This window comes from Bhargavaea sp. CC-171006, from assembly GCF_009761675.1.
Taxonomy (GTDB): domain Bacteria; phylum Bacillota; class Bacilli; order Bacillales_A; family Planococcaceae; genus Bhargavaea; species Bhargavaea changchunensis.
Map to the genome: position 1 here is coordinate 154666 of NZ_QUZH01000033.1, position 23234 is coordinate 177899.

A 23234-nucleotide genomic window follows, 5' to 3' on the forward strand; every position below is an offset into this window, starting at 1 on the left:
TTATTTGCGGATGGAGGTTGACGGAATGACCAAGCAGAAAGTGCTGCTCCTGGACGGGAACAGCCTGGCCTACCGAGCGTTTTTTGCATTGCCGCTCCTGACAAATGACCAGGGCGTGCATACCAATGCCGTTTACGGCTTTGCAATGATGCTGGAGAAAATCCTGAAAGAAGAACAGCCGACCCATATGCTGGTCGCGTGGGACGCCGGAAAGACGACGTTCCGCCACAGCACCTATAAAGAATACAAAGGCGGCCGGCAGAAAACACCGCCCGAACTGTCCGAACAGTTCCCATACCTCCGCAAAATGCTTGATGCCTATAACATCAGGCAGTATGAGCTGGAGTCCTTCGAGGCTGATGACATTATCGGCACATTGAGCCGGGAAGCTGCGGCAGACGGTGTGGAGACCGTCGTGATTACAGGTGACAAGGATTTGACGCAGCTTGCGGATAAAGCCGTGACTGTACAGATCACCCGAAAAGGAATGACTGACATCGAGGCCTATACGCCGGAACATGTCATGGAGAAGTACGGTCTGACCCCTGACCAGATTATTGACATGAAGGGCCTGATGGGTGATGCCTCCGATAATATTCCGGGGGTGCCCGGGGTAGGGGAAAAGACGGCCATCAAGCTGCTGAAACAGTTCGGTACAGTTGAGGGTGTCTACGAAGGCATTGACGGGGTCAGCGGTAAAAAGCTGAAGGAGAAGCTGGTCGAGAACGAGGAACTTGCCAAGATGAGCAAAACGCTCGCCACGATCAACACCGAATCCCCGATCGAAATCGGATTGGCAGACATCAGCTACCCGGGACCGGACATGGAGCAGGTCATCCCGGTCTTTCGTGAGCTGAATTTCCGGACGCTTATCGAGAAGGCGGATGGAGCACAACCGGTCACAGAGACCGAGGAAGCGGAAGATATTGAATACAAGGTCGTCGAACAAGCGCCCGGTTCTCTTCTGAAGAGCGGGATTGCTTTCCATGTCGAGCTGTCCGATGAGCTATATCACACAGCGGACATTCTCGGCGTATCGCTCTCCGATGGAGACGAGACCGTGTACATCCCGGCTGCCGGCCTGGAAGGGGACAAGCAGTTCGCGGATTGGCTGGCGGATGATTCGATGAAAAAACTGACCGTCGACGCGAAAGCTTCTCTTGCGGCGCTTGCAAGGTTGGGGCTTGAAGCGGACGGAATCGTCTTTGACCTCCTGCTCGCGGCCTATATCGTCAATCCTTCAGTGTCGCTGACCGATGCGTCTTCCGCAGCAAGGGAATTCGGTTTTTCAGGGGTTTCGGAAGACCAGGCGATCTATGGAAAAGGTGCCAAACGGGCGGTCCCTGACCAAGAAACTGTTGCGGAACATGCAAGCCGAAAGGCGCTAGCCGTACACCGGCTCCGCGAAACAGTGGAAGGACGCCTGAAGGAAAATAAACAGTTCGAACTTTACAGGGAACTTGAGATACCGCTTGCGACAATTCTCGGACGCATGGAAGCCACAGGCGTGAAAACTGAACGGGGAATACTGGAAGAGATCGGGAAAGACCTCGCAGGAAAACTGGAAGCCATCGAGGAGCAGATTTATGCTTTGGCCGGACAGACATTCAACATCAATTCGACCAAGCAGCTTGGCGTGATCCTGTTCGAAGAGATGGAATTGCCGGTCATCAAAAAGACGAAGACAGGCTATTCCACTGCGGCGGATGTGCTGGAAAAGCTCCGGGGACGTCATGAGATCATCGACCTGATCCTTGAATACCGACAGCTCGGAAAGCTTCAGTCCACTTATATCGAGGGGCTCCTTAAGGAGATTCATGAGGACGGCAAGATCCATACGTATTATCAGCAGGCCCTCACCCAGACCGGAAGGCTGAGCTCCACCAGCCCGAATCTCCAGAACATCCCGGTGCGAATCGAGGAAGGCCGGAAAATCCGCAAGGCATTCGTGCCTTCGGAACCGGGCTGGGTCATGTTCGCGGCGGACTATTCACAGATCGAACTCCGCGTGCTTGCCCATATGTCAGGTGATGAGAGGCTGATAGCCGCATTCCGGGAAGGGGCTGACATCCATACCCGAACTGCCGGTGATGTGTTCCACGTGGAAGCGCAGGATGTGACACCGGACATGCGCCGAGCGGCGAAAGCTGTCAATTTCGGAATCGTCTACGGCATCAGCGACTATGGCCTTTCGCAGAATCTGAACATTACGCGGAAAGAAGCAGCTGAATTCATCGACCGCTATCTGGCCAGCTTCCCGGGTGTCAAGCAGTACATGGAAGATTCGGTTGCCGAAGCCAAGGAAAAGGGCTTTGTCTCCACACTCATGAACCGCAGACGCTATCTGCCGGATATCAACAGCCGGAATTTCAACCTCAGGAGCTTTGCTGAACGGACTGCGATGAACACACCGATCCAGGGAACCGCAGCCGATATCATCAAGAAGGCGATGGTCGAGATGGATATGCGTCTCGAACAGGAAGGCCTGCAGGCACGCATGCTTCTTCAGGTGCATGACGAGCTGATTTTTGAGTGCCCGGAAGAAGAGCTTGGGAAGCTATCCGAGATTGTGCCGGATGTGATGGAGGCGGCCCTGGAGCTCGATGTGCCGCTCCTCGTGGAATCTGCTTCCGGTCCATCCTGGTACGATACGAAATAATACCGACTGGAAAAGAACCAATTCATTAATGAAAGAAGTTGAAACACATGCCGGAATTGCCGGAGGTAGAAGGGGTCGTGCGGTCGCTTTCACCGGCCGCGTCCGGACGGACAATCCGTGACATCACGGTTTCCGATACGATTATCCGGTCGAAATCCGAGGCGAAAGAAGCTATCCTGAAAAATAGTTCACCGGAAGAGTTCGCTGAAAAGATGCGCGGAATGACGATCATGGATGTCACCCGCCGGAGTAAATATATTTACTTTCACCTAGAGAAAAACGGAGAAAGACATCTGCTTGTCAGCCACCTCGGCATGTCGGGGGCGTGGTTCGCGGTCAACGACATCGATGAGGTGAAGGAGGAGAAGTTCCGCAGGCATATTCATGTCATCTTCAGAATGGAGGACGGCGGATTGCTTGCCTATGCAGATATCCGCCGTTTTGGTGAGCTGCGGCTGATCGGGGAGGAAAGCGATCATCCGCCACTGCTCGCGATGGCGCCTGAGCCGTTTGATGAATCTGCCGCCGGGCATTTTCTGAGTTTGTCCAGGACGCCCAAATATGCCGGAAAACCGATCAAAGAAACGATCATGGACGGAAAAGTCATTTCCGGCTGCGGGAATATCTACGCAACAGAAGCGCTTTTCAGGACCGGAATCCACCCGGGCAGGAAGACGGGAAGAATCAGCATGGCCAGGCTTGAACGGTTGTTTGATGAGATTCGCCAGGTGCTTGGCGAAGCAATCGAAGCGGGCGGAAGCTCGATTTCGGATTACCGGAACATCAACGGGGAAGCAGGCGGCATGCAGGACCGGTTGCGTATGTACGGGCGTAAAAACTGTCCCGGGTGCGGTGCGGAAACAAAACGGATGACGATAGCCGGGCGTACCTCGGTCTATTGTCCAAAATGCCAGCATTGAAAGAGGTGTCATGATGATTATCGGATTAACCGGAAGTATTGCGAGCGGAAAAAGCACGGTCTCGAAAATGCTCGAGGAAAGAGGATTTCCGATTGTGGATGCGGACCGGGTCGCAAGAATCGTCGTCGAGCCCGGTCAGCCGGCACTCGAAAAGATCCGGGAGGCGTTCGGAGACGAAGTGATCCTCGAAGACGGGACGATGGACAGGGCTGCAGTCGGAGACCGGATCTTCAACGATCCGGCTGAACGCAAGAAATTGAATGACATCATGCATCCCGCAATCCGCCATGAAATGCTTAGCCAGCGCGACGCTCATTTTGACAGCGGGGCAAAGACCGTGGTGATGGATATCCCGCTACTGTTCGAAAGCAGGCTGCAGCACTTCGTCGATAAGATCCTTGTTGTATCCGTGACAGAGGAAACGCAGCTTCATCGGCTGATGGAGAGGAACGGTTTCAGTGAAAAGGAAGCAAGGGCGAGAATCAGTTCTCAATTGCCCATCTCTGAGAAAGAGCGGGAAGCGGATGCCGTCATCTACAACAACGGGACCAAAGAGGAGTCGGAAAAGCAGCTTGACCGGATTCTGGAGTCCTGGAACGCGGCTCCCTGAGTGTAAGACTTCTGAAAAATGGAACTTCACAGAACGGGATAAACGAGGGTGCATTTTTCATTCAATGTGATATACTAATTACGAGCAAAAGAAAAATGAGTATAACACAGTTACAGGAGGCCCCCTCATGAATCCTTCCATCGCTATTAACGGTTTCGGCCGGATCGGCCGTATGGTATTCCGCCAGGCAATCCTAGAAGACGGATTGAACATTGTCGCGGTCAACGCGAGTTACCCGCCGGAAACACTCGCCCATCTGCTTAAGTATGACACCATCCATGGCAAGTTCGAGGGAGACGTCCTGACAGAGGATGACGCACTCGTCGTCAACGGCAAACGGGTCCAACTGATCGCTGAACGTGATCCTTCGAAGCTCCCTTGGAAAGAACTCGGTGTCGATATCGTCATCGAAGCGACCGGCAAGTTCAACTCCCGCGATAAAGCGGCCCTTCACCTTGAAGCCGGTGCGAAGAAAGTCATCCTGACTGCTCCTGGCAAGAACGAAGATGTCACCATTGTCATGGGGGTTAACGATGACCAGCTTGATCTCGACCGTCATGATGTCATTTCCAACGCAAGCTGCACGACAAACTGCCTTGCGCCTGTTGCTAAAGTTTTGAATGATGAATTCGGCATCGACAGCGGCCTTATGACCACTGTTCATGCGTACACGAATGACCAGAACAACATCGACAATCCGCACAAGGACCTCCGACGCGCCCGTGCCGCTGCAGAGTCGATCATTCCGACGACGACAGGTGCAGCAAAAGCACTTTCCCTCGTACTGCCGGAGCTGAAAGGAAAGCTTCACGGCATGGCGCTTCGTGTGCCGACTCCAAACGTCTCGCTCGTAGACCTGGTGGTTGACCTGAACCGGGACGTGTCTGTCGAAGAAGTCAATGATGCGTTCATCCGTGCAGCAGAAGGCCCGCTCAAGGGAATTCTCGGATATACATCAGAACCGCTTGTTTCAAGTGACTTCAAGACAGATGCACATTCAGCTACAGTCGATGGGCTCACGACGATGATCATGGGAGACCGCAAAGTGAAAGTGCTTGCATGGTATGATAATGAATGGGGCTATTCCGCACGCGTTGTGGACCTCACCAAGAAAGTCGCTGCCGGAATCGGTGCAAAAGTCAACGCATAATGAATGAACCTAAACCCGGGACTGTTCCCGGGTTTTTTTGTTTGACGGTGCTTGGGTCGGCAGGCGTATGGAGAGTTAGTGAATCTGGATATTATTGGTCGGTTACCCTTCGTTTGAGATTAATAGTTGCGTTCAGGGGGGTACCGTCATATAATTATCCCGTGAACCTCAAAGTTCACACTGGGCAGCTTAAAGGGTTAGGACCTCATCGGACTAACTTTCCCCCGTGGTTGCCCGTTTGCCGACAGCCGGCAATCACTTACTGAAGAAGGGGGGACGAACCATGGAAACAATGGGTCGTCATGTAATTGCTGAACTTTGGGAGTGCGAATTCGACAAGTTGAATGACATGCCGTATATCGAGCAGACATTTGTCGAAGCCGCATTGCGATCGGGTGCGGAAGTGCGTGAAGTCGCGTTCCACAAATTCGCACCGCAGGGAGTCAGCGGGGTCGTCATCATTTCGGAATCGCACCTTACGATCCACAGCTTTCCTGAGCACGGTTATGCAAGCATTGACGTGTACACTTGCGGAGACCTTGATCCGACCATTGCCGCTGGGTTTATCGCAGATGCACTCGGAGCCAAGAACCGCCAGATGACCGAGCTGCCACGGGGCATGGGTCCTGTTGCGGCGGGCAAAACAGCCGTAACCGTCATGGCCTGATACCGTTTATGATTTTGGACATTTAAAGCAGAGGCAGCAGCTTCTGCTTTTTTATATTTTGGAGCAGTTTCCGTAACGGCAGAATCCCGTTTAGCCGTCCGGTGAACTCTGCTATAATGGAATGAATGGATCTTTACTGTTCATATGAAATGACGGGAAGATCACGAACTTATTCAGAAAGCGGGGATGCCGATGAAGTGCCCGGCTTGTCAGCATAACGGGACGCGAGTCGTCGATTCCCGGCCGGTGGACGAAAGCAAGGCGATCCGGCGACGCAGGGAATGCGAGGATTGCGGATACCGGTTTACAACGTTTGAAAAAGTCGAGGAGATGCCGCTGATCGTCGTGAAAAAAGACGGTTCCCGGGAAGAGTTTAGCCGCGAGAAAGTATTGCGCGGACTGATCCGGGCCTGCGAAAAGCGGCCGGTCCCGCTCGATGTCCTTGAGGAGATCGTCTTCTCGATCGAGAAGGAGCTCCGGCGTCAGGGCAATGCCGAAGTCAAGTCCGAGGATGTCGGGGAGATGGTGATGGAGCGGCTTGTCGAAATCGATGACGTCGCCTATGTACGGTTTGCCTCCGTCTACCGTCAGTTCAAGGATATCAATGTCTTCATCGACGAACTGAAGGACCTCCTGAAAAAAGAAGATGAATGATTGACCCGCGGAAAGAAAGGATGGGAATATGAATCCGCTCTACAAAGAATTGCAGCCGTCGGATGCGTATTGTGTCCGTCTTCCTTATCCCTTTTCCGACTTTGACCGCCAGATTCTGACCGCACTCTACCAGCCGCTTATCGGGCACGGAGCGATGGCGGTCTTCTTTGCCCTTTGGGGGGAAGCCGAACGGGAAGGGACCGTAGAGTCCACCCATTATCATCTCCTCAACCTTCTTGACATGCCGATCGGTACACTGTTTGATGCCAGGCTATCACTGGAGGGGATCGGGCTGCTCAAGACTTACCGGAAAAATGAGGGGGAGGCGCGCAACTTTCTCTACGAACTCAAGCCGCCTCTGGACCCGGACACATTTTTCCATGATCCGATCTTGTCGATGTTCCTGTTCGGCAAGGTGGGAGCACAGACATACAAGCGTCTGCGTGGCCGTTTTCTGAACCCGCCGGTTCCGGAAGGCTATGAAGAGGTGTCCAGGTCATTCCCTGAAGTGTACAAGTCCGTCAAGGCGGGTGCCATGGAGGAAGATGCCGATACATACGAATCTGATCAGCGGGCCCCCAAGCTCGCCTTCACCGGCTATCCGTTTGATTTCCCTCTCATGATGGAAGGGCTGTCTGCTCAGCTGGTGCCGAGAAAGGCGTTTACCCCTGCGGTAAAAGAAATGATTGTACGAATCGCCTTCCTGTATGGCCTATCGCCGGTCGATATGCAGCAAGTCGTCCTTCTGGCGATCGATGCCGACGGCAATCTGACGGAAGATCGGCTGAAGCGGGCTGCTGCCGACTATTACAAGTTGTCCAGATCGAACACAGCCCCGAAAATCACAAAAATTATGGCTTCGCCGGAAAAGGCGGCAGCTTCCGAAGAACCGAAGACCAAGGAAGATGAACTGGTCCTTTATCTGGAAACCTGTTCGCCGGTCGAGATGCTGAAAGACATCAACGGAGGGCGTGAGCCGATGCAGGTGGATGTGAAACTCGCCCAAAAGCTCGTGCTGGAGCATAATCTTCCGTCCGGTGTGGTCAATGTGCTGCTTCAGTACGTATGGCTCAGGAACGACGGGAAACTGACAAACAACTACGTTGAACGGATCGCCTCCCACTGGATGGCGAAAAAAGTCGATAATGTAAAGTCCGCGCTCGAGCTGGCCCGGACAGAGCATGACAAGTATATGAAGTGGAAGCAGGAGGGCGGCGGAACCCAGAGGTCCCGGAAGCCGGGTGCCAAAACCGAAGCCGTACCTGATTGGTTTTACCGGAAAGACCATAAACCCGAGGGCGAAAAAGAGCCTCGGCCAGAGGAGAAGGATCCGGATGTCGAGGCAAGGAGGATCCGCCTCATGGAGAAATTCGGCATGACGAAAGGCGGTGTCAACTGAGATGGAACCGATCCGGGACACACTAAAGCGAATTGTCAATGCACCGACATTCGCGGAACGATATTCTGAGATGCGCTCGGAGGTCCTGAACCATCCAGGCGTACAGTCATTCCTCGAAGCACACGCCGGGGAAGTGGACAAGGCGATGGTCGACCGCGGGCTAGGGAAGCTGTATGAATACACCTCACAGTCCCATGATTGCGGAAAGTGCGAAAGTCTTGAATCATGCATCAATATGATGAAGGGCTATGAACCGAAGCTGGTGATTGAGCGCGGTTCGATCGGCGTCGACTATGTGATGTGCAAGAGGAAGACTGCGGAGACGGAACGCCGCCGGGTGTCTTCCATGGTCCAAAGCATGCATATGCCGAAGGACATGCTTAACCTGGATATACGTGACTTTGATATTACCAAGGGAGAAAGCCGGCTGGCTGCAGTGGAGCTCGTGTTGGAATTCCTTGATAAATTTGACCGGACGGGTGAACTTCCCCCGCAAGGGATCTACATTCACGGCCCGTTCGGAACTGGGAAGTCCTACCTCCTCGGAGCGGTCGCGGGCGAACTGGCCAAGCGCCATGTGCCGTCTGTTCTGGTTTTTGTTCCTGAGTTCCTCCGCGAGCTGAAGCAGTCAATCCAGGATCAGTCACTGAACGAGAAAATCGACTTCGTCAAACGGGCTCCGGTCCTCATGCTCGATGATCTTGGTGCGGAGACGCTGACTGCCTGGACGCGTGACGAGGTATTGGCAACCATCCTCCATCACCGGATGGCGGAAAAGCTTCCGACATTCTTCACGTCGAACTTTGACTATAAGGAAATGGAAACCCACCTGACCTATACGCAGCGAGGGGACAAGGAAGTCGTCAAAGCGGGGCGCATCATGGAGCGGATCCGGGCAATGACCGTACCGGTCCGTCTTGACGGAGAAAATCGGCGCGACCGCAACTGAAGGAATGTCTCTCAATGAGTTAGGGTAAACGCGGTTGCAAATTTTTCGGTTTTTTCGTATGATGAGTTCAATACTTCTTCCAAATGCAATGACGGGGACAACGAACGGTTGTCCGGCCAGACAGAGAACGGGGCCTTAGGCTGAGAGCCCCCGATGGCGCGGCATCGGATCGACCACCCCAGAGCAGCGAAGGTGAACCCCGGATAAACCGTGGATTAGCCTGAGCCGGCCTCCGGTCCGTTATCCGATGCAGAGCTTCTCCGGCATGGTCGTTCATTGCCGGCAGGAAGAAGGGTGGAACCGCGAGCAAGCCTCGTCCCTTTTTGGGACGGGGCTTTTTTGCGTATTTTTGGAAGAACGAAAGGAGCCTATTGGCATGGCAGAACAGATCAAATTGACTTTCCCCGACGGCGCGGTAAAAGAATTCGCAGCGGGTACGACAACGGAGGATGTGGCCCAGTCAATCAGCCCGGGACTGCGCAAAAAGGCGCTGGCCGGCAAGCTCAGCGGACAGCTGATTGATTTCCGCACACCGATCACGGAAGACGGGGACATCGAGATCATCACGCCCGATTCTCCCGAGGCACTGGAAATTCTGCGTCACAGCACCGCCCATCTGCTTGCGCAGGCGGTCAAGCGTCTGTTCAAAGACGTGAAACTCGGCATCGGCCCGGTCATCGAAAGCGGCTTCTACTATGATTTCGACTCTCCGGAACCGATCCGCGCTGAAGACTTCCCGGCGATTGAGAAGGAAATGAAAAAAATCATCAACGAAAACCTTGAAATTGTCCGGAAGGAAGTCACGCGTGACGAAGCCCGGAAAATCTATGAGGAAATCGGTGATGAATACAAGCTGGAGCTGCTTGATGCGATTCCGGAGGACGAAAAAGTCACAATCTATTACCAGGGTGAATTCTTCGATCTTTGCCGCGGCGTGCATGTTCCGTCCACAGGGAAACTGAAGGAATTCAAACTGCTCAGCACAGCGGGTGCATACTGGCGCGGCGACTCCGACAACAAGATGCTTCAGCGCATCTACGGAACGGCTTTCTTCAAGAAAGAGGATCTGGAAGAACATCTCCGCCTTCTCGAAGAGGCACGTGAACGCGACCACCGCAAAATCGGCAAAGAACTTGATCTGTTCATGACGAACCAGCTGGTCGGTCAGGGACTGCCGATGTGGCTCCCGAAAGGCGCGACGATCCGCCGTCTCGTTGAACGTTATATCGTCGACAAGGAAGAAAAGCTTGGCTATGACCACGTCTATACGCCGGTGATGGCGAACGTGGAACTGTACAAGACGTCGGGCCACTGGCAACACTACCAGGACGACATGTTCCCGCCGATGCAGGCGGACAACGAGGAACTTGTCCTGCGCCCGATGAACTGCCCGCACCATATGATGATCTACAAAAACGGCATCCACTCCTACCGTGACCTGCCGATCCGCATCGCTGAACTCGGACTGATGCACCGCTATGAGATGTCCGGAGCATTGTCGGGCCTTCAGCGTGTGCGGGGCATGACGCTGAACGATGCCCATATCTTCGTCCGTCCGGACCAGATCAAGGAAGAGTTCAAGCGCGTCGTCGAACTGGTGATGGATGTCTACAAGGACTTTAACCTGAACGATTATTCGTTCCGCCTGTCCTATCGTGATCCGGAAGATACGGAAAAGTACTTTGATGACGACGAAATGTGGGAAAAGGCACAGAGCATGCTGAAGGAAGCGATGGACGATCTCGGCCTCGACTACTACGAGGCGGAAGGGGAAGCGGCGTTTTACGGTCCGAAGCTCGATGTCCAGGTCAAGACGGCCATCGGCAAGGAAGAGACCCTGTCCACAGTCCAGCTCGATTTCCTCCTGCCTGAGCGCTTCGACCTGAACTACATCGGCAGCGACGGCAAGCAGCACCGCCCGGTCGTCATCCACCGCGGCGTCGTCTCGACGATGGAACGGTTTGTCGCATTCCTTATCGAAGAATACAAAGGGGCATTCCCGACTTGGCTAGCACCGGTCCAGGTGGAAATCATCCCGGTTTCCCCTGAAGTCCACCACGATTATGCAGAGAAAGTCCGTGAAGCCCTCCAGGCACAGGGCCTGCGCGTCGATGTCGACAGCCGCGACGAAAAACTCGGCTACAAGATCCGCGAAGCCCAGACACAGAAAATCCCGTACATGCTCGTCCTCGGCGACAAAGAAGCCGAATCCGGCGAAGTCAACGTCCGGAAATACGGCGAACAAAAATCCGAATCCATCCCGCTCAACGACTTCATCGCCAAACTCCGCGAAGAAGTGGACGGGAAGAAGTAAGCTTATTCAGGAATTTGCCTTGTAGATCTCAAGCTGCAGACAGAGGAGCACTCACTTTGTCTGCAGTTTTTCTATTGACTCAAAATCCTGCGGATTTCCGCTCCAGACCCTCGCTTTCCGCGGGCGTTGCCTTAAGTCGCGGGGCTCGGCGCCGGCCCGCGAAAAGCGTCCGCCCGGAGCGGAAATCAACCAAGCCCTCTAATACAATCTTTCTTGAATGAACAATCTCCAACAAAATCATTGACAAGCCATGGTGCATAGGCTATTATTGATTAGGTTAAGGAATACAGTTTGTGGTAGAAGAAGGAGCTGCCCGCTTCTCACCTGATCGACGCTTCGGCTGTTGGCAGGTTTGCACCATTGTGACGTCCCGTGCCTGTTGGCGCGGTCACATATGCGGCGGGTGGACCCAGGTCCACCCGTTTTTCTTTCGGATTGGCCACGGGGACCATCCCCGCGAGCCTGCCCAAACCATGTATTCGCGAATTACTACACGGAGGTGGCTTACGATTAGCAGAGATAACCGAGACAAATTTGTCAACGAGGGCATCCGTGCCCGGGAGCTCCGCATCATCGACCAAAACGGTGATCAGCTGGGCGTAAAAACGCGGAACGAAGCGATGGAAATCGCGACGCGTGCAAACTTGGATCTCGTTCTGGTCGCACCGAACGCGAAACCGCCAGTAGCCCGGATCATGGACTATGGGAAGTTCAAGTTCGAACAGCAGAAGAAAGAACGGGAAGCGCGCAAAAACCAAAAAGTCATCAACGTCAAGGAAGTCCGCCTGAGCCCGTCCATCGACGAGCATGACTTCCAGACAAAGCTCCGAAACGCAATCAAGTTCCTTGAAAAAGGGGACAAAGTGAAAGCGTCCATCCGTTTCCGCGGCCGTGCGATCACCCACAAGGAGATCGGCCAGCGCGTCCTCGAACGTTTCGCCGAAGCCTGCAAGGAAGTGGGCACGGTCGAGCAGAGACCGAAGATGGATGGCCGAAGCATGTTCCTGCAGATGGCCCCGATCGAAGAAAAGAAATAATCTACGCACAGGATTAGGAGGATACTGACCATGCCGAAAATGAAAACACACAAAGGTTCCGCAAAGCGCTTCAAGCGCACCGGTTCCGGCAAACTCAAGCGCGGCCGTGCTTATACGTCCCACTTGTTCGCCAACAAATCGACAAAGCAAAAGCGTCATCTCCGCAAAGCTGCCGTCGTTTCCAAAGGCGACTTCAAGCGCATCAAGCAAATGCTCACTTACATGAAATAATCCGATCATAGAAATCGAATCAACATCAGGAGGGAAATCCAATGCCACGCGTAAAAGGCGGAACAGTAACACGTAAGCGTCGTAATCGTGTTCTCAAACTTGCCAAGGGCTACTACGGCTCGAAGCATACACTCTACAAAACAGCTAACCAACAGGTCATGAAGTCCCTGCAATATGCATACCGTGACCGTCGTCAGAAAAAACGTGACTTCCGCAAACTGTGGATTGCACGGATCAACGCAGCTGCACGCTTGAATGGCCTGTCTTACAGCAAGCTCATGCACGGCCTCAAAGTTGCAGGCATCGACGTGAACCGCAAGATGCTCGCTGACCTCGCTATCACTGACGAGAAAGCATTCGCACAACTCGCAGAAGCAGCGAAAAAAGCAGTTAACTAATCCAGTGAAGAGACCGGCGAAATGTTCGCCGGTCTTTTTGGATGGATCGGAGGTAGCGGCATGGAAAACGTGCTGATCGGCTGGATACTGATTTTGTCAGTCTATGGTTTTTTCATGATGGGCTATGACAAGAGACAGGCGAAAAACGGCGGCTGGCGGGTGCCGGAGCGAACGCTCTGGCTGATCGCCCTTATAGGCGGCGGTGCCGGTTCCTATGCCGGCATGCAGACATTCCGGCATAAGACGAAGCACACTGCTTTCCGTGTCGGCTTTCTGATGCTCGCTATTTTAGATCTTGCGGCTGTCCTGTATCTGGCGGGGAAATGGCAATTCGGTTAAATCAAAAAGGCGGGCCGCATTAAGCGGTTCCGCCTTTCTTCATCAACTGCTCAATCGGATTTTTCCAATTGATGTCCGCATCCGGATAGTTCATGCGGATTTCTTTTTCAAGGAATAGGAAGTCATCCCGCGTAAAGCCCTGAAGGGAAGCTTCATCCTTGACCCAGACAAAGATGGAAACAACCTCAAATGACCGGTCGGTCGTTCCCATGTATTTCTCACCTTCAAAGAGGGCGCCTTTATAGGTGATGAAAAAGTTTTTCCGGACGTTTTTCACGTCGTCATAAAAGTAATACCGCTCCTGCTCATAGGCTTCGTCCAGCTTCCTCTTTGGATCGGTGAGGTAGCGGATGCCCCGGTAGAACAGATAAACGATGACGGCGATTACGATCACTCGGATAATCAAGGCCATGGTGGTGCCCCCTTGCACATACTGGTTTCCTCCTATACGATTGAAACGCGAAAAGGTTTCACAATAACTAAAACTTTTTTCTGTTCGGAGGGGCATAATTGGAACTGACAGATTTGTTTATAATGCAGAAACAACTGGATACGTTTATTGAAGAAAACAACGGTGTGGAACGAGATGTATTCAGAGAGAAGTTGCTTGCTCTCACTGTTGAGCTGGCTGAGCTGGCCAATGAGACACGGTGCTTTAAGTTCTGGAGCCAGAAAGGGCCCTCACCCAAACCCGTCCTGATAGAGGAATACGTTGATTCTATCCATTTCCTGCTGTCCCTCGGGATTTTGAAGGGCATGGACGATTTGCTCGAATGGCCGGAAGGTGAGGAGACAGGTGACCTGACGGATCTGTTCATCCGGACACAGCGGGCTGTACTCGACTTCGGCGAACGGCAGGACCGGGCTTCGTATGAAGCCGTTTGGGTGCTTTATCGTGCGATTGCAGAAACGCTCGGGTTCACTCCGGATGAAATGATCCGGGCTTACCGGGAAAAGAATGATGAAAATTATGCGAGGCAGCAACGCGGGTATTAAAAGAAGGCCACTCCGGAAAGCAGACTAAACCGGATTGGCCTTCTTTTCATTTTATTCGGATGAAAGAAAGGCTATTGCCTCACCAGGATTTTGCCATTGTCAGATTCAAGTTTAACGGGAATCCGGCCGTCACCAAAGAGCGCTTCTTTTGTCCGTTCGCCGAATAACTCCACATGCCCATTGTCAGTCCGTACCCGGATCAGGGCATCTGCAGGCTTGACCATGGTATCAACTGTAATACTGCCATTATCCGTCTTAAGATCGATCGGATGGCTGATATGTTCAACGGATAGCTCAATGCGCCCGTTATCCGTTTTTCCGGTGATGGCTCCCTCGACGTTGTCCAGGGTGATCCGTCCGTTATCGGTTTCTGCCCATATTTTCCCTGATCGGATACGGGTTAGCTCAATGCGTCCGTTGTCTGTCACACACTGGACCGTATCTGATTCTGCCTTGTATACTTCAATACGCCCATTGTCGGTTTTTACGTCAAGTGTGCGAAAAGCACATTCCCTGACGGTGATCCGTCCATTATCGGAATGAGCGGCAAATTGTTTGGCCAGTTGTTTTTCGGCTGAGATCGAGCCGTTCTCCGTTCTGATCAAAAGAGAGTCATAAAGCTTTTTCGGCAGATGGATCACCAACCGGAACAATGGAGAGCTGCCGAAGCTGAACCAGCTTCTGATGCTGCGGCGTCCGACCAGGGTGATGCTCAGTTTACCGTCATTGATGTTGGCATCGAACTTCAGGTCGTTTCGCTTCCCGATCAGTTCGATGCGAGTTATCCCGTCCGTTGACGGAATGACCCTGACTGCACCCGTTTCGGTCATGATTTCAGCAGTCGTGTAGCGGCCGCCGGGAATTTCGATCAATTCATATTCATTACTTTGTTTACTTGCGCGGGCATCCATCTTTTTCGGGTCCGTAAATTCAGGATAGGCACTCAGGATATCAGAAGCGATGCTTTCCGGTGTACCGAGGGAGGCTGCTATTTCTTGTTCACTTTTGCCGTCCTGGATCCCCTCATCGAAGTATTCGTCCAAATCCCCAAGTACATCCTGTTTTTCTTCTGCCGGCAAAGCTGAAAGCTTTTCCCCGAGCACATGCAGAAATTGTTCCTTATTCATCATTGTCATCCCCTCCGATCAATTCATTGACACTTTCGGTGAAATTGCGCCATTCGGCAAGCAGATCCTGCAGATAGTCCTTTCCGTCAGCGGTCAGCCGGTAGTATTTCCTTGGAGGTCCTTCAGAAGATTCTTTCAGGTAGGTCTCAAAGTATCCTTCCTTTGTCAGTCGGCGGAGCAGAGTATAGACAGAGCCCTCGGAGACTTCAATCCGCCTGGAAATCATTTGCACGAGTTCATAACCATAGCGGTCCTGTCCGTCGAGCAGGGCAAGGACACACAGGTTCAGCACCCCTTTTTTGAACTGGACATTCATGGTCTCACCTGCCTTTTTGAGTACTGCACAAAGAGTAGTACTGTAATAACAGTATATTCCTTGGTACTGTATATTGACAAGTACCTAAAATAAAAAAAGAACAGAACCTTGTCTGTTCTTTCATTCAGACTCTCTTAACACGAAGGATTCGACAGTTTCGTATTTGGGAGTGCGTTGCGGTTGAACTTTAAACAGTTGGAAACAATCGACGGATATCGGATATGGATCGAACAGATCGGAGGAAAGGGAAAGGCGCTCATCTGTTTTTCGTTTTTTGGCAATCGTAATATGGGGAACGAAACGGTCTTTCGAAGGAAGGCCGGTGACCTCTGTCACGGCAGCTGTCACATCTTTTTGAAGGCGTTCCAGAACACGGTTTTTCGTAACGGACAGATAGGTTACACGCGGGCCGGAGGGCGGACCGAAGAAATTGAACCCGTCAATCTGAATCGTAAAAGCTGTATGCTCTTCGGCAATGGTGCGGAGCCTGGCAGAAAGCTTGGCAAGCATCCGATCATCGCAGGCTCCAAGGTAAAAAAGGGTGATATGCAAGTCTTCGGGATGTGAAACGACTTTGTACCGGTCGGCCAGCCGGTATTGGGACAAATATTTCTCTGCAATCGGCTGTACATCTGAAGGAATGCGGACACCAAGGAAATAATGCTGTTGCAGGCAGAACGCCCCCTTTTCATCGGATTGCTTATATTGTACCACCGGACTCCAAAATCATCAGACAAAATTCGGGAGGATTCGATTTCTTTCTGAAGTGAAAAAAGCAAAGGAGCCAGAGTGGAATAACGGAAAAGTAAACGTCAAGGAAAAATTTCTGAATAAGTTAAGCTGTGCTATGATGGGGAATAGAGAAGGAGGGACCCCCATGGCCTGGAATCAGACGGCATTCGGCAATCGGCTGAAGGCGCTCCGTGAGCAGAAAGGACTGTCGATGCTGGCTTTCGGAAAGGAAATCGGAACTTCCGCAAGTCGCATCAAGCACTGGGAGGAAGGCAAAAGCGCTCCCTCGGCCAGTTGGATTGTCACAATCTGTGAGCGTTTCGATGTACCGGCTGAGAGCCTTCTGACCGGCGAATTGATCAGCAAAAATGGAGAAGCTTCTCCTGAGCAAGCTCAATCAGCCGGTGTCGATGAATTGGCGGACTCCTTGATCCGCGCAAGTGAACTGAGGTATGGGGACCAGGGCGGACGGGAAAAGATGATGAAGGAAATTAACGCGCGGCTGCCCGTGATGAGCGAAGAAGATCTCAGGGAACTCCTGATGATCACCGTGCTCAAAAGCCGGCAGGCCTGACATTTTGGCGATTTCTACGAAATCGACGATTTATTTTGCGTGTTCATGGACACCCGTTCTTCCATCCCTTAAGATGGAACGAGAGTCACTGTAGGAAGGAGGTACACGAAGTGAAATTACTTCAAGTACGGAAAGGACAGTTCGTTTATTACAACAACGAACTGCACAAGGTTTACACGATTAATCCGCTTGCAAAGAAATCTGTACACATGTACCGAATCAAAGACATGGAACAGGTGACAAGCAAGGCGGAAGACATCACGCTTCACAGGCCGAGCCACATGGATGCATTTATGCTCATGGGGCAATGGTATACGATCCGTGAAGATCTTGAGCCGGAAGTCGACGGGTATATCCTGGTGACGAAGCCTGATCCGGAACCGATGAGCCATTATGGTCTCAATGAATTTGAGAAAGTGGAGCAGATCGAGGGACGGACAGTCGTTACAGCACGCCAGAATCCGATCAAACGCAAAGAGTTTGTCGTTCTCCAGGAAGGGCGGGTCCAGGAAAGCCGTAACATTGCTTACAAGGACGTTTCAAAAGTGTCCGAAGAGACGCTTACGGAAGATGCCAAGCTCGGGGAAAAACTTTCCAGAACTCAGGAAATCCAGCCGAATATCGGCGACATTTATCTTAACCTGCATAACGGCGGCCGTTCGATGGTCGTTGCTGTAATGGGTGATGATGTCTGGCTCGGCCACGGCGAGAAGTTGAAGATCGAAGACCTTCTTGACGCCGACCATTGGACACTTGTCTACGTGAATACGGAGTTTGTTCTCTGACGACATCATAAAAAGCCATCACTCCATTGGGAGGTGATGGCTTTTTGGCTTATCCAGAAAATATCCGATGGTGAAACGCTTAAGATCGGGGATAGCTCTTTACCAGCCCTCCTCCTCCATCCGCATCTCCTCCGCCGCAAAATTAAGGTCTTCGGCTGAGATGGCAAGCAATTCATAGTGGCCCTGTTCCGCTGCGGGAAGGGCAAGCCGGCGCAGCCATTTAGGAGATCCTTCATTCTCCTCATCGTAGACAAGGAGCAGGCCGTCAGAATTTCGGAGCAGAAATTTGTCGCGTTCTGAAAACTGCCACGGACCTTCGTAAGGCCGGTTCATCAGGACCGTTGAATAATCCGCCTGCTCGAGGATGGACTCGTAGGCCATCTTTTTCGAATCGTTCCAGTTTTTCTCCTGCTCAAGAAATGGAGTGATAATTGCGATTTTCAGCTCTGGATATTCTTCCCGGCGCAACTCAAAAGCAGCTTCTGCAGCCCAGGTCTCGACTCCGGGCTGACCGCTCACAATCACCCATTCAAGCCCTTCATCTTCCAGAAGGCCGCGGATCCTTCCGGTGATCGCACGGCGGATCACCGCGATTCCCGGATGCTTATCGTTGAATATCCCGAGTTCATGCGGCTTATAGCCGCTCACCAACAGGCGCTTCAGCATCAGCGTCACCCTTCCCGCAGAGAATAAATAAAAAAGGCCAGTCCGTGTAACGGACTGACCGGTTGGAGTTAAAATAAGAAGCCGCCTTTGCCGTAGGAAAATTAGAAAGTTAAAAACCATCACTCCACAAAGTGGGTGTCCTCAGAGATGTTCCTGCACGTCTCCGGAAAAAGTCCGGAGCTTATCATTCCGATCTCGTTTTTAAACTCCCTATTTCAGCTCAAAGGTTTAACTTTATAATCAATACGGTCAATGCAGCTTGTATTTAGAGTATAGGGCAAATCCGTCCGGGATGCAATGGAAATGTCTGGCCAAGAAAAAACGGCCTGCCTTCTGCCTGATGGTGCAGTGGGGGAATGTCCGCCGTGTTATAATGGAAACAGTATGAAAAGCGGGGTGAACCGTTTTGTTCAAATCGGTGATTTTTTACACAGATCAGCTCGCCGCGATGCGGCGGTTTTACGGAAATATTCTTGAACTCGAAATCACGGAAAGAGCGGAAGACCGATTTACGGTCAGGATCGGGACGACCGACGTGACGTTTGTGGCAGGGGACCGGCTGGCCTTTTACCATTTTGCAATCAACATCCCCGGCAATCAGTTTTCCATGCTGAAGCATTGGATCCAGGACCGAGTCCCGCTTAATTGGGAAGACGGCGTGGATGAGGTGTACTTCCGCGCATTCGATGCTGACTCCATGTATTTTGAGGACCCGGCAGGCAACGTCGTCGAACTTATCGGCAGGAGGAAAAAAGATGTCTATGGGGATATCACCCGTTCATCATTCCTGAATATCAGCGAGGTAGGCCTCGTGGTAAGTGACGTACAGGTGGCCGGGCAGACTTTGTTTGACGCGGGGCTGCCGCTCCGCGGTACGGATCTGGAGCCTGACGAGCTGAACTTCATCGGCAGCGGCGACTCATATTTCGTTCTTGTGCCTCACGGCCGCAGATGGTATTTCTCGAAGAAAGATGCTGAAATCCATCCGCTCACGGTCGTCTTGAACGGCGGAACGGAATTCCGGCTGGATGCTGCCGGACAGATTAGCCAGAGCTCCACCGGGGAGTAACAACGGCACCAACAGAAATTGGGAGTGTGTTAACATTGTTCGGACTGTTTAAGAAAAGATGCGGAATCTGCAAGCGGAAAACTTCTCTTCTGCGAACGTATCGCAGGGATCGGCAACATGTCATTAAAGTGTGCCCGGCATGCGGGGAATATGCTGAGCGGCGGGCTTACAAGAAGGCCTGACGGGATTCACGGACAAAGGAAGTGGCGTAATGGAACGCGCATTATCGGCCGTTGAAGGAATGGCGGGCATACTGAAAGCCTCCACGGGGAGCCAGATGATCTCAAAAGAAGATTATCTTTTCCGGGAGGGCGAGCAGGCTGAGACGCTCTACTATGTGGAGTCGGGAAAAGTGAGGGTCGGCAAGGTGACGCAGGATGGCAGGGAAATCACATTCCGCATCTGCGGTGAGGGAGACTTTATTGGAGAAATCATGCCGTTCTGCCCCCCGTCCGCCTATACAGTGGAAGCGAAGGCGACCGAGGATACACTGGTAGCGGCCATCCCGAAGGATCGCCTGGAGGAACTGTTGTATCTGGAGCACGAGCTTTCGATTGCCTATATGAAATGGATGGGAATCCTCCAGCAGAGGACTCAGTCCAAGTTCCGGGACCTTATCCTTCATGGCAAAAAAGGGGCCCTTTATTCGACACTCATCCGGATGTCCAACAGTTACGGCGTCCCGGCTGAAGACGGCGGAATCCTGATCGACCTGGAACTGACCAACCAGGAACTGGCCAACTTTTGCGGAATGGCACGTGAAGTGGCCAACCGGATGCTGTCGGAGTTGAGGAAAAGCGGAAAGCTGCGGATGGATGATGGAAAGATTGTACTGACTGATATCGAGTTTCTGCGGGATGCGATGCATTGTGAAAACTGTCCTGTGGAAATCTGCAGTATCGAGTAGCCGTAATTATATATATTTCAAGCCCGCCTGTGGGATATGCAGGCGGGCTTTTTGCATGGCCCCGGCCTTTCGCAGTGATTTTTGCACTGCGGAAGGCCGGGGCCTTTTTGTCTAATTTATTACAAAGGACCTGAAATCACCGGAAATCGTGTGATGTTTATCACAGTTTGAGGATGTGCCGAATTTTAAGATAGGACTATAGAAACTGTTCGGGAGGATGGTTGGAGATGAAAAACAATAAGAATCCGCACGAAGCGGATCTGCGGGGCACGCTGATCAGTGTGCTGGTAGTCGGGGTTCTCATCGCCGTCATGTGGGCGGCCGTCTATGCCATGTATGTGGCACTTTAAAGAAAGGGGAGGAACACCATGCATCTTCATAAGTTCGAAAAAATCTGGCTGATCTTCGGAATCGCCATGCTGGCCGTATTCCTGGGCATTGTCGGAGTTCAGGCTTTTACACAGGGCCAGACACCCGCAGGGGGATTGGAGAAAATTGACCCTGAAAAAGTTGATGTGACGGCTCCGTTTGATGATCCGGGCGTTCATCAGATCGATGATGATACGTACGAAGTGGTGATCAAGGCAATGGCCTACGGGTATGAGCCTTCAGAAATCAAAGTACCGGCGGGTAAAGAAATCATCTTCAAATTGACCAGCAAGGACGTCATCCACAGTTTCACGATACCCAACACGAAAGTGAACATGATGGTCGTTCCGGGACAGATCAACGAAAAACGCTACACCTTCAAGGAACCGGGGACGTTCCTGATTCTCTGCAACGAGTATTGCGGTACAGGGCATCACTTCATGCATACTGAAATCGAGGTGATTGAGCAATGATCCTTCACTCTGAACGCGGACCTCTGGCGGGTCGGCAAACATCATCCGCTGTTGCCGGTGCGGCAGCGGCGTCCGAACGGAAACTGGCACTCTGGAATATCGGTTTCGCCTATACGGCATTCCTGGTCGGAACATTTTGCGGGCTGATCCAGGTGTTCATGCGAAATGAGATGATAGAACTGCCCGCCTGGCTGGACTACTATCAGGTTCTGACCGTACACGGTGTCACGCTGGCACTGGTCTACACGACGTTCTTCATTTATGCCTTCCTGATTACAGGGATGAGCAAGGCACTCGGCAGTTTCGGACCGAAAGTGGCCCGCTGGTCGTGGATCGGATTTTTCGTAGCAGCGGGAGGTACTGTCTGGGCTACCATCGAAATCCTGTCGGGCAGGGCAAGTGTTCTCTACACGTTTTATGCACCGCTTAAGGCGAGCGGCTGGTTCTACGTTTCTCTTGCTCTTCTGATTGTCGGTACGTGGATCATCAGCTTCGCGCTGATTGCACACTATGTCAAGTGGCGCAAAGCCAATGCGGGTGTCTTGAGTCCGCTGTTCGCATTCATGACGATCTCGACACTGACCATGTGGATCATTGCCTGTCTCGGGGTTGTCGCCGCTGTTGTATTCATGTACATTCCATGGGCATTCGGATGGGTGGAGACGATCAACGTCGGACTGAGCCGGACCCTATTCTGGTTTTTCGGTCACCCGCTGGTCTACTTCTGGCTGCTTCCTGCCTATATGGCCTGGTATTTGGTCATCCCGAAACTTGTCGGCACAAAAGTGTTCAGTGATTCCCTGGCGCGCCTGTCATTCCTGCTCTTTATCCTTTTCTCCATTCCGGTCGGCCTTCACCACCAGCTGACCGAGCCGGGCGTCGCAGAGTTTTGGAAATTCCTTCAGGTTACGCTGACCTTTATGGTCGTCATCCCTACGCTCATGACCGCATTCTCGCTGTTTGCGACTTTCGAGATCTCAGGCCGCCAAAAAGGGGCCAAAGGTCTGCTTGGATGGTTCGGGAAACTGCCCTGGAACGATATCCGATTCACTTCACTGTTTATCGCAATGGTGTTCTTTATTCCCGGCGGTGCCGGGGGAATCATCAACACCAGCTTCCAGCTGAATGAAATGGTCCACAACACGCTCTGGGTAGTCGGCCACTTCCATATCACGGTCGGAACCCCGGTCGCAATGACATTCATGGGCATCTCGTTTTGGCTGATCCCTTATCTGACCGGACGGACACTTACGAAGACGACCAAAAAGCTCGCATTTGTCCAGATCATTTCCTGGTCGGTCGGCATGCTCTTCATGTCCACTGCACAGCACGTCCTCGGACTGCTCGGAGCGCCACGGCGCACGCAACACTCCAATTACAGCGATCATCCCACTGTGCTGGGATGGTTTGACGGATTCTTCTCGAATACGGCGACACTCGCTTTGGGCGGAATCATCCTGTTCTTCTCCGCGATGCTTCTCATGGTCATCGTGTTCCGGCTCTGGCTGATTGATCCGCGTTCGGAAGAGGGGGACTTTTATGCAGAGTTTCCGGTTGCGGAGAGCGATGCATCGGCAACACCAATGTGGCTTGAAAACTGGTGGATCTGGATCGGCATCGCAGTCGCCCTGATCCTCCTCGCCTACACGTTCCCGATCACCCACATGATCCAGGATGCACCTCCGGGATCCAAAGGGTTTATCAATTGGTAAGGAGATGAGAAAATGTTGCTGATGACTGTATCATTCATGATCGTCATGATCATCGTCATGGTGATTGCCATGGAGCTAGGTTCAGAAAAGGAAATGTAAAACGCAAGGCCTGTCCGGAACAGACACCGGGCAGGCTTTTTCATATTGCGGCACGGGCGGAAAACTGACAACATGGAAGCAA

General features: G+C 52.4%; 26 protein-coding genes and 1 other RNA gene. 21 read left to right on the forward strand and 6 right to left on the reverse strand.

Annotated elements, in window-relative coordinates; genetic code table 11:
- Positions 1-25: 25 nt before the first annotated feature.
- The 13 genes from polA to DZC51_RS15745 all read left to right on the forward strand — a co-directional run bounded on the left by polA (position 26) and on the right by DZC51_RS15745 (position 13327).
- Positions 26-2659 (forward strand): DNA polymerase I, encoded by a 2634-nt coding sequence (polA, locus tag DZC51_RS15685; protein WP_157297423.1) that lies wholly within the window; start codon positions 26-28, stop codon positions 2657-2659.
- A gap of 47 nt (positions 2660-2706) precedes the next feature.
- Complete coding sequence (gene mutM / locus DZC51_RS15690; protein ID WP_157297424.1) at positions 2707-3579, forward strand: bifunctional DNA-formamidopyrimidine glycosylase/DNA-(apurinic or apyrimidinic site) lyase; 873 nt, start codon at positions 2707-2709, stop codon at positions 3577-3579.
- 13 nt (positions 3580-3592) lie between these two features.
- Positions 3593-4189, forward strand: a complete 597-nt coding sequence (gene coaE, locus DZC51_RS15695) for a dephospho-CoA kinase (protein ID WP_157297425.1) — start codon at positions 3593-3595, stop codon at positions 4187-4189.
- A gap of 127 nt (positions 4190-4316) precedes the next feature.
- Positions 4317-5339: a glyceraldehyde-3-phosphate dehydrogenase gene (locus tag DZC51_RS15700; protein WP_157297426.1), complete on the forward strand. Its 1023-nt coding sequence runs from the start codon at positions 4317-4319 to the stop codon at positions 5337-5339.
- Between the two features lie 283 nt (positions 5340-5622).
- Positions 5623-6006, forward strand: a complete 384-nt coding sequence (gene speD, locus DZC51_RS15705; RefSeq protein ID WP_157297427.1) for an adenosylmethionine decarboxylase — start codon at positions 5623-5625, stop codon at positions 6004-6006.
- A gap of 192 nt (positions 6007-6198) precedes the next feature.
- Positions 6199-6660, forward strand: a complete 462-nt coding sequence (gene nrdR, locus DZC51_RS15710; RefSeq protein WP_157297428.1) for a transcriptional regulator NrdR — start codon at positions 6199-6201, stop codon at positions 6658-6660.
- Between the two features lie 28 nt (positions 6661-6688).
- Complete coding sequence (locus tag DZC51_RS15715) at positions 6689-8059, forward strand: replication initiation and membrane attachment family protein (RefSeq protein WP_157297429.1); 1371 nt, start codon at positions 6689-6691, stop codon at positions 8057-8059.
- Position 8060: 1 nt separating this feature from the next.
- Positions 8061-9008: a primosomal protein DnaI gene (dnaI, locus tag DZC51_RS15720; RefSeq protein ID WP_157297430.1), complete on the forward strand. Its 948-nt coding sequence runs from the start codon at positions 8061-8063 to the stop codon at positions 9006-9008.
- A gap of 376 nt (positions 9009-9384) precedes the next feature.
- A complete protein-coding gene (gene thrS, locus DZC51_RS15725) occupies positions 9385-11322 on the forward strand; it encodes a threonine--tRNA ligase (protein WP_157297431.1) in 1938 nt (645 codons plus the stop codon).
- 473 nt (positions 11323-11795) lie between these two features.
- Positions 11796-12359, forward strand: coding sequence for a translation initiation factor IF-3 (gene infC, locus DZC51_RS15730; protein ID WP_157297432.1), 564 nt, complete (start codon positions 11796-11798; stop codon positions 12357-12359).
- Between the two features lie 30 nt (positions 12360-12389).
- A complete protein-coding gene (rpmI, locus tag DZC51_RS15735; protein ID WP_008299689.1) occupies positions 12390-12590 on the forward strand; it encodes a 50S ribosomal protein L35 in 201 nt (66 codons plus the stop codon).
- A 41-nt stretch (positions 12591-12631) separates the two neighbouring features.
- Positions 12632-12988 carry a 50S ribosomal protein L20 gene (rplT, locus tag DZC51_RS15740; RefSeq protein WP_008299688.1) on the forward strand — a complete coding sequence of 119 codons (357 nt, stop codon included), beginning with the start codon at positions 12632-12634 and terminating at the stop codon, positions 12986-12988.
- A 60-nt stretch (positions 12989-13048) separates the two neighbouring features.
- Entirely contained in the window at positions 13049-13327 is a 279-nt protein-coding gene (locus DZC51_RS15745; protein ID WP_157297433.1) for a DUF1294 domain-containing protein, read from the forward strand.
- A 19-nt stretch (positions 13328-13346) separates the two neighbouring features.
- Here DZC51_RS15745 and DZC51_RS15750 read toward each other — a convergent pair whose 3' ends face one another.
- Positions 13347-13739, reverse strand: coding sequence for a sigma-w pathway protein ysdB (locus DZC51_RS15750; RefSeq protein ID WP_157297434.1), 393 nt, complete (start codon positions 13737-13739; stop codon positions 13347-13349).
- Positions 13740-13837: 98 nt separating this feature from the next.
- Here DZC51_RS15750 and DZC51_RS15755 point away from each other — a divergent pair, with 98 nt between their 5' ends.
- Positions 13838-14323, forward strand: coding sequence for a dUTP diphosphatase (locus DZC51_RS15755; protein ID WP_157297435.1), 486 nt, complete (start codon positions 13838-13840; stop codon positions 14321-14323).
- 71 nt (positions 14324-14394) lie between these two features.
- On the opposite strand, the gene DZC51_RS15760 is transcribed toward DZC51_RS15755, so the two are convergent.
- From DZC51_RS15760 to thpR, 3 genes are all read right to left on the reverse strand, one after another.
- Positions 14395-15450 carry a DUF4097 family beta strand repeat-containing protein gene (locus DZC51_RS15760; protein ID WP_198304141.1) on the reverse strand — a complete coding sequence of 352 codons (1056 nt, stop codon included), beginning with the start codon at positions 15448-15450 and terminating at the stop codon, positions 14395-14397.
- On the reverse strand, positions 15443-15766 hold the full coding sequence (locus tag DZC51_RS15765) for a PadR family transcriptional regulator (RefSeq protein WP_157297437.1): 324 nt from the start codon (positions 15764-15766) through the stop codon (positions 15443-15445). The genes DZC51_RS15760 and DZC51_RS15765 overlap by 8 nt, the downstream gene beginning before the upstream one ends.
- Positions 15767-15886: 120 nt before the next feature.
- Positions 15887-16480 carry an RNA 2',3'-cyclic phosphodiesterase gene (thpR, locus tag DZC51_RS15770; RefSeq protein WP_157297438.1) on the reverse strand — a complete coding sequence of 198 codons (594 nt, stop codon included), beginning with the start codon at positions 16478-16480 and terminating at the stop codon, positions 15887-15889.
- A 163-nt stretch (positions 16481-16643) separates the two neighbouring features.
- On the opposite strand from thpR, the gene DZC51_RS15775 reads away from it, so the two are divergent.
- The gene (locus DZC51_RS15775; RefSeq protein WP_157297439.1) at positions 16644-17072 is read left to right on the forward strand and encodes a helix-turn-helix domain-containing protein; all 429 of its coding nucleotides are present in this window, start codon (positions 16644-16646) and stop codon (positions 17070-17072) included.
- A gap of 110 nt (positions 17073-17182) precedes the next feature.
- Entirely contained in the window at positions 17183-17857 is a 675-nt protein-coding gene (locus tag DZC51_RS15780) for a hypothetical protein (RefSeq protein WP_157297440.1), read from the forward strand.
- A 99-nt stretch (positions 17858-17956) separates the two neighbouring features.
- On the opposite strand, the gene DZC51_RS15785 is transcribed toward DZC51_RS15780, so the two are convergent.
- Complete coding sequence (locus tag DZC51_RS15785; RefSeq protein ID WP_157297441.1) at positions 17957-18523, reverse strand: SLOG family protein; 567 nt, start codon at positions 18521-18523, stop codon at positions 17957-17959.
- A 74-nt stretch (positions 18524-18597) separates the two neighbouring features.
- A non-coding RNA gene (ssrS, locus tag DZC51_RS15790) (6S RNA) lies at positions 18598-18787 on the reverse strand.
- Positions 18788-18929: 142 nt separating this feature from the next.
- Here ssrS and DZC51_RS15795 point away from each other — a divergent pair.
- The 5 genes from DZC51_RS15795 (at position 18930) to DZC51_RS15810 (ending at position 23053) form a co-directional block, all read left to right on the forward strand.
- Entirely contained in the window at positions 18930-19592 is a 663-nt protein-coding gene (locus DZC51_RS15795; RefSeq protein WP_157297442.1) for a hypothetical protein, read from the forward strand.
- 211 nt (positions 19593-19803) lie between these two features.
- On the forward strand, positions 19804-20499 hold the full coding sequence (locus tag DZC51_RS15800; RefSeq protein WP_157297443.1) for a Crp/Fnr family transcriptional regulator: 696 nt from the start codon (positions 19804-19806) through the stop codon (positions 20497-20499).
- A gap of 227 nt (positions 20500-20726) precedes the next feature.
- The gene (locus tag DZC51_RS16240; RefSeq protein WP_198304142.1) at positions 20727-20849 is read left to right on the forward strand and encodes a cytochrome C oxidase subunit II; all 123 of its coding nucleotides are present in this window, start codon (positions 20727-20729) and stop codon (positions 20847-20849) included.
- Positions 20850-20867: 18 nt separating this feature from the next.
- On the forward strand, positions 20868-21341 hold the full coding sequence (locus tag DZC51_RS15805) for a cytochrome c oxidase subunit II (protein WP_157297444.1): 474 nt from the start codon (positions 20868-20870) through the stop codon (positions 21339-21341).
- Positions 21338-23053, forward strand: a complete 1716-nt coding sequence (locus DZC51_RS15810) for a b(o/a)3-type cytochrome-c oxidase subunit 1 (RefSeq protein WP_232524163.1) — start codon at positions 21338-21340, stop codon at positions 23051-23053. Before DZC51_RS15805 ends, DZC51_RS15810 begins: the two co-directional genes overlap by 4 nt.
- The last annotated feature ends 181 nt before the right edge of the window (positions 23054-23234 follow it).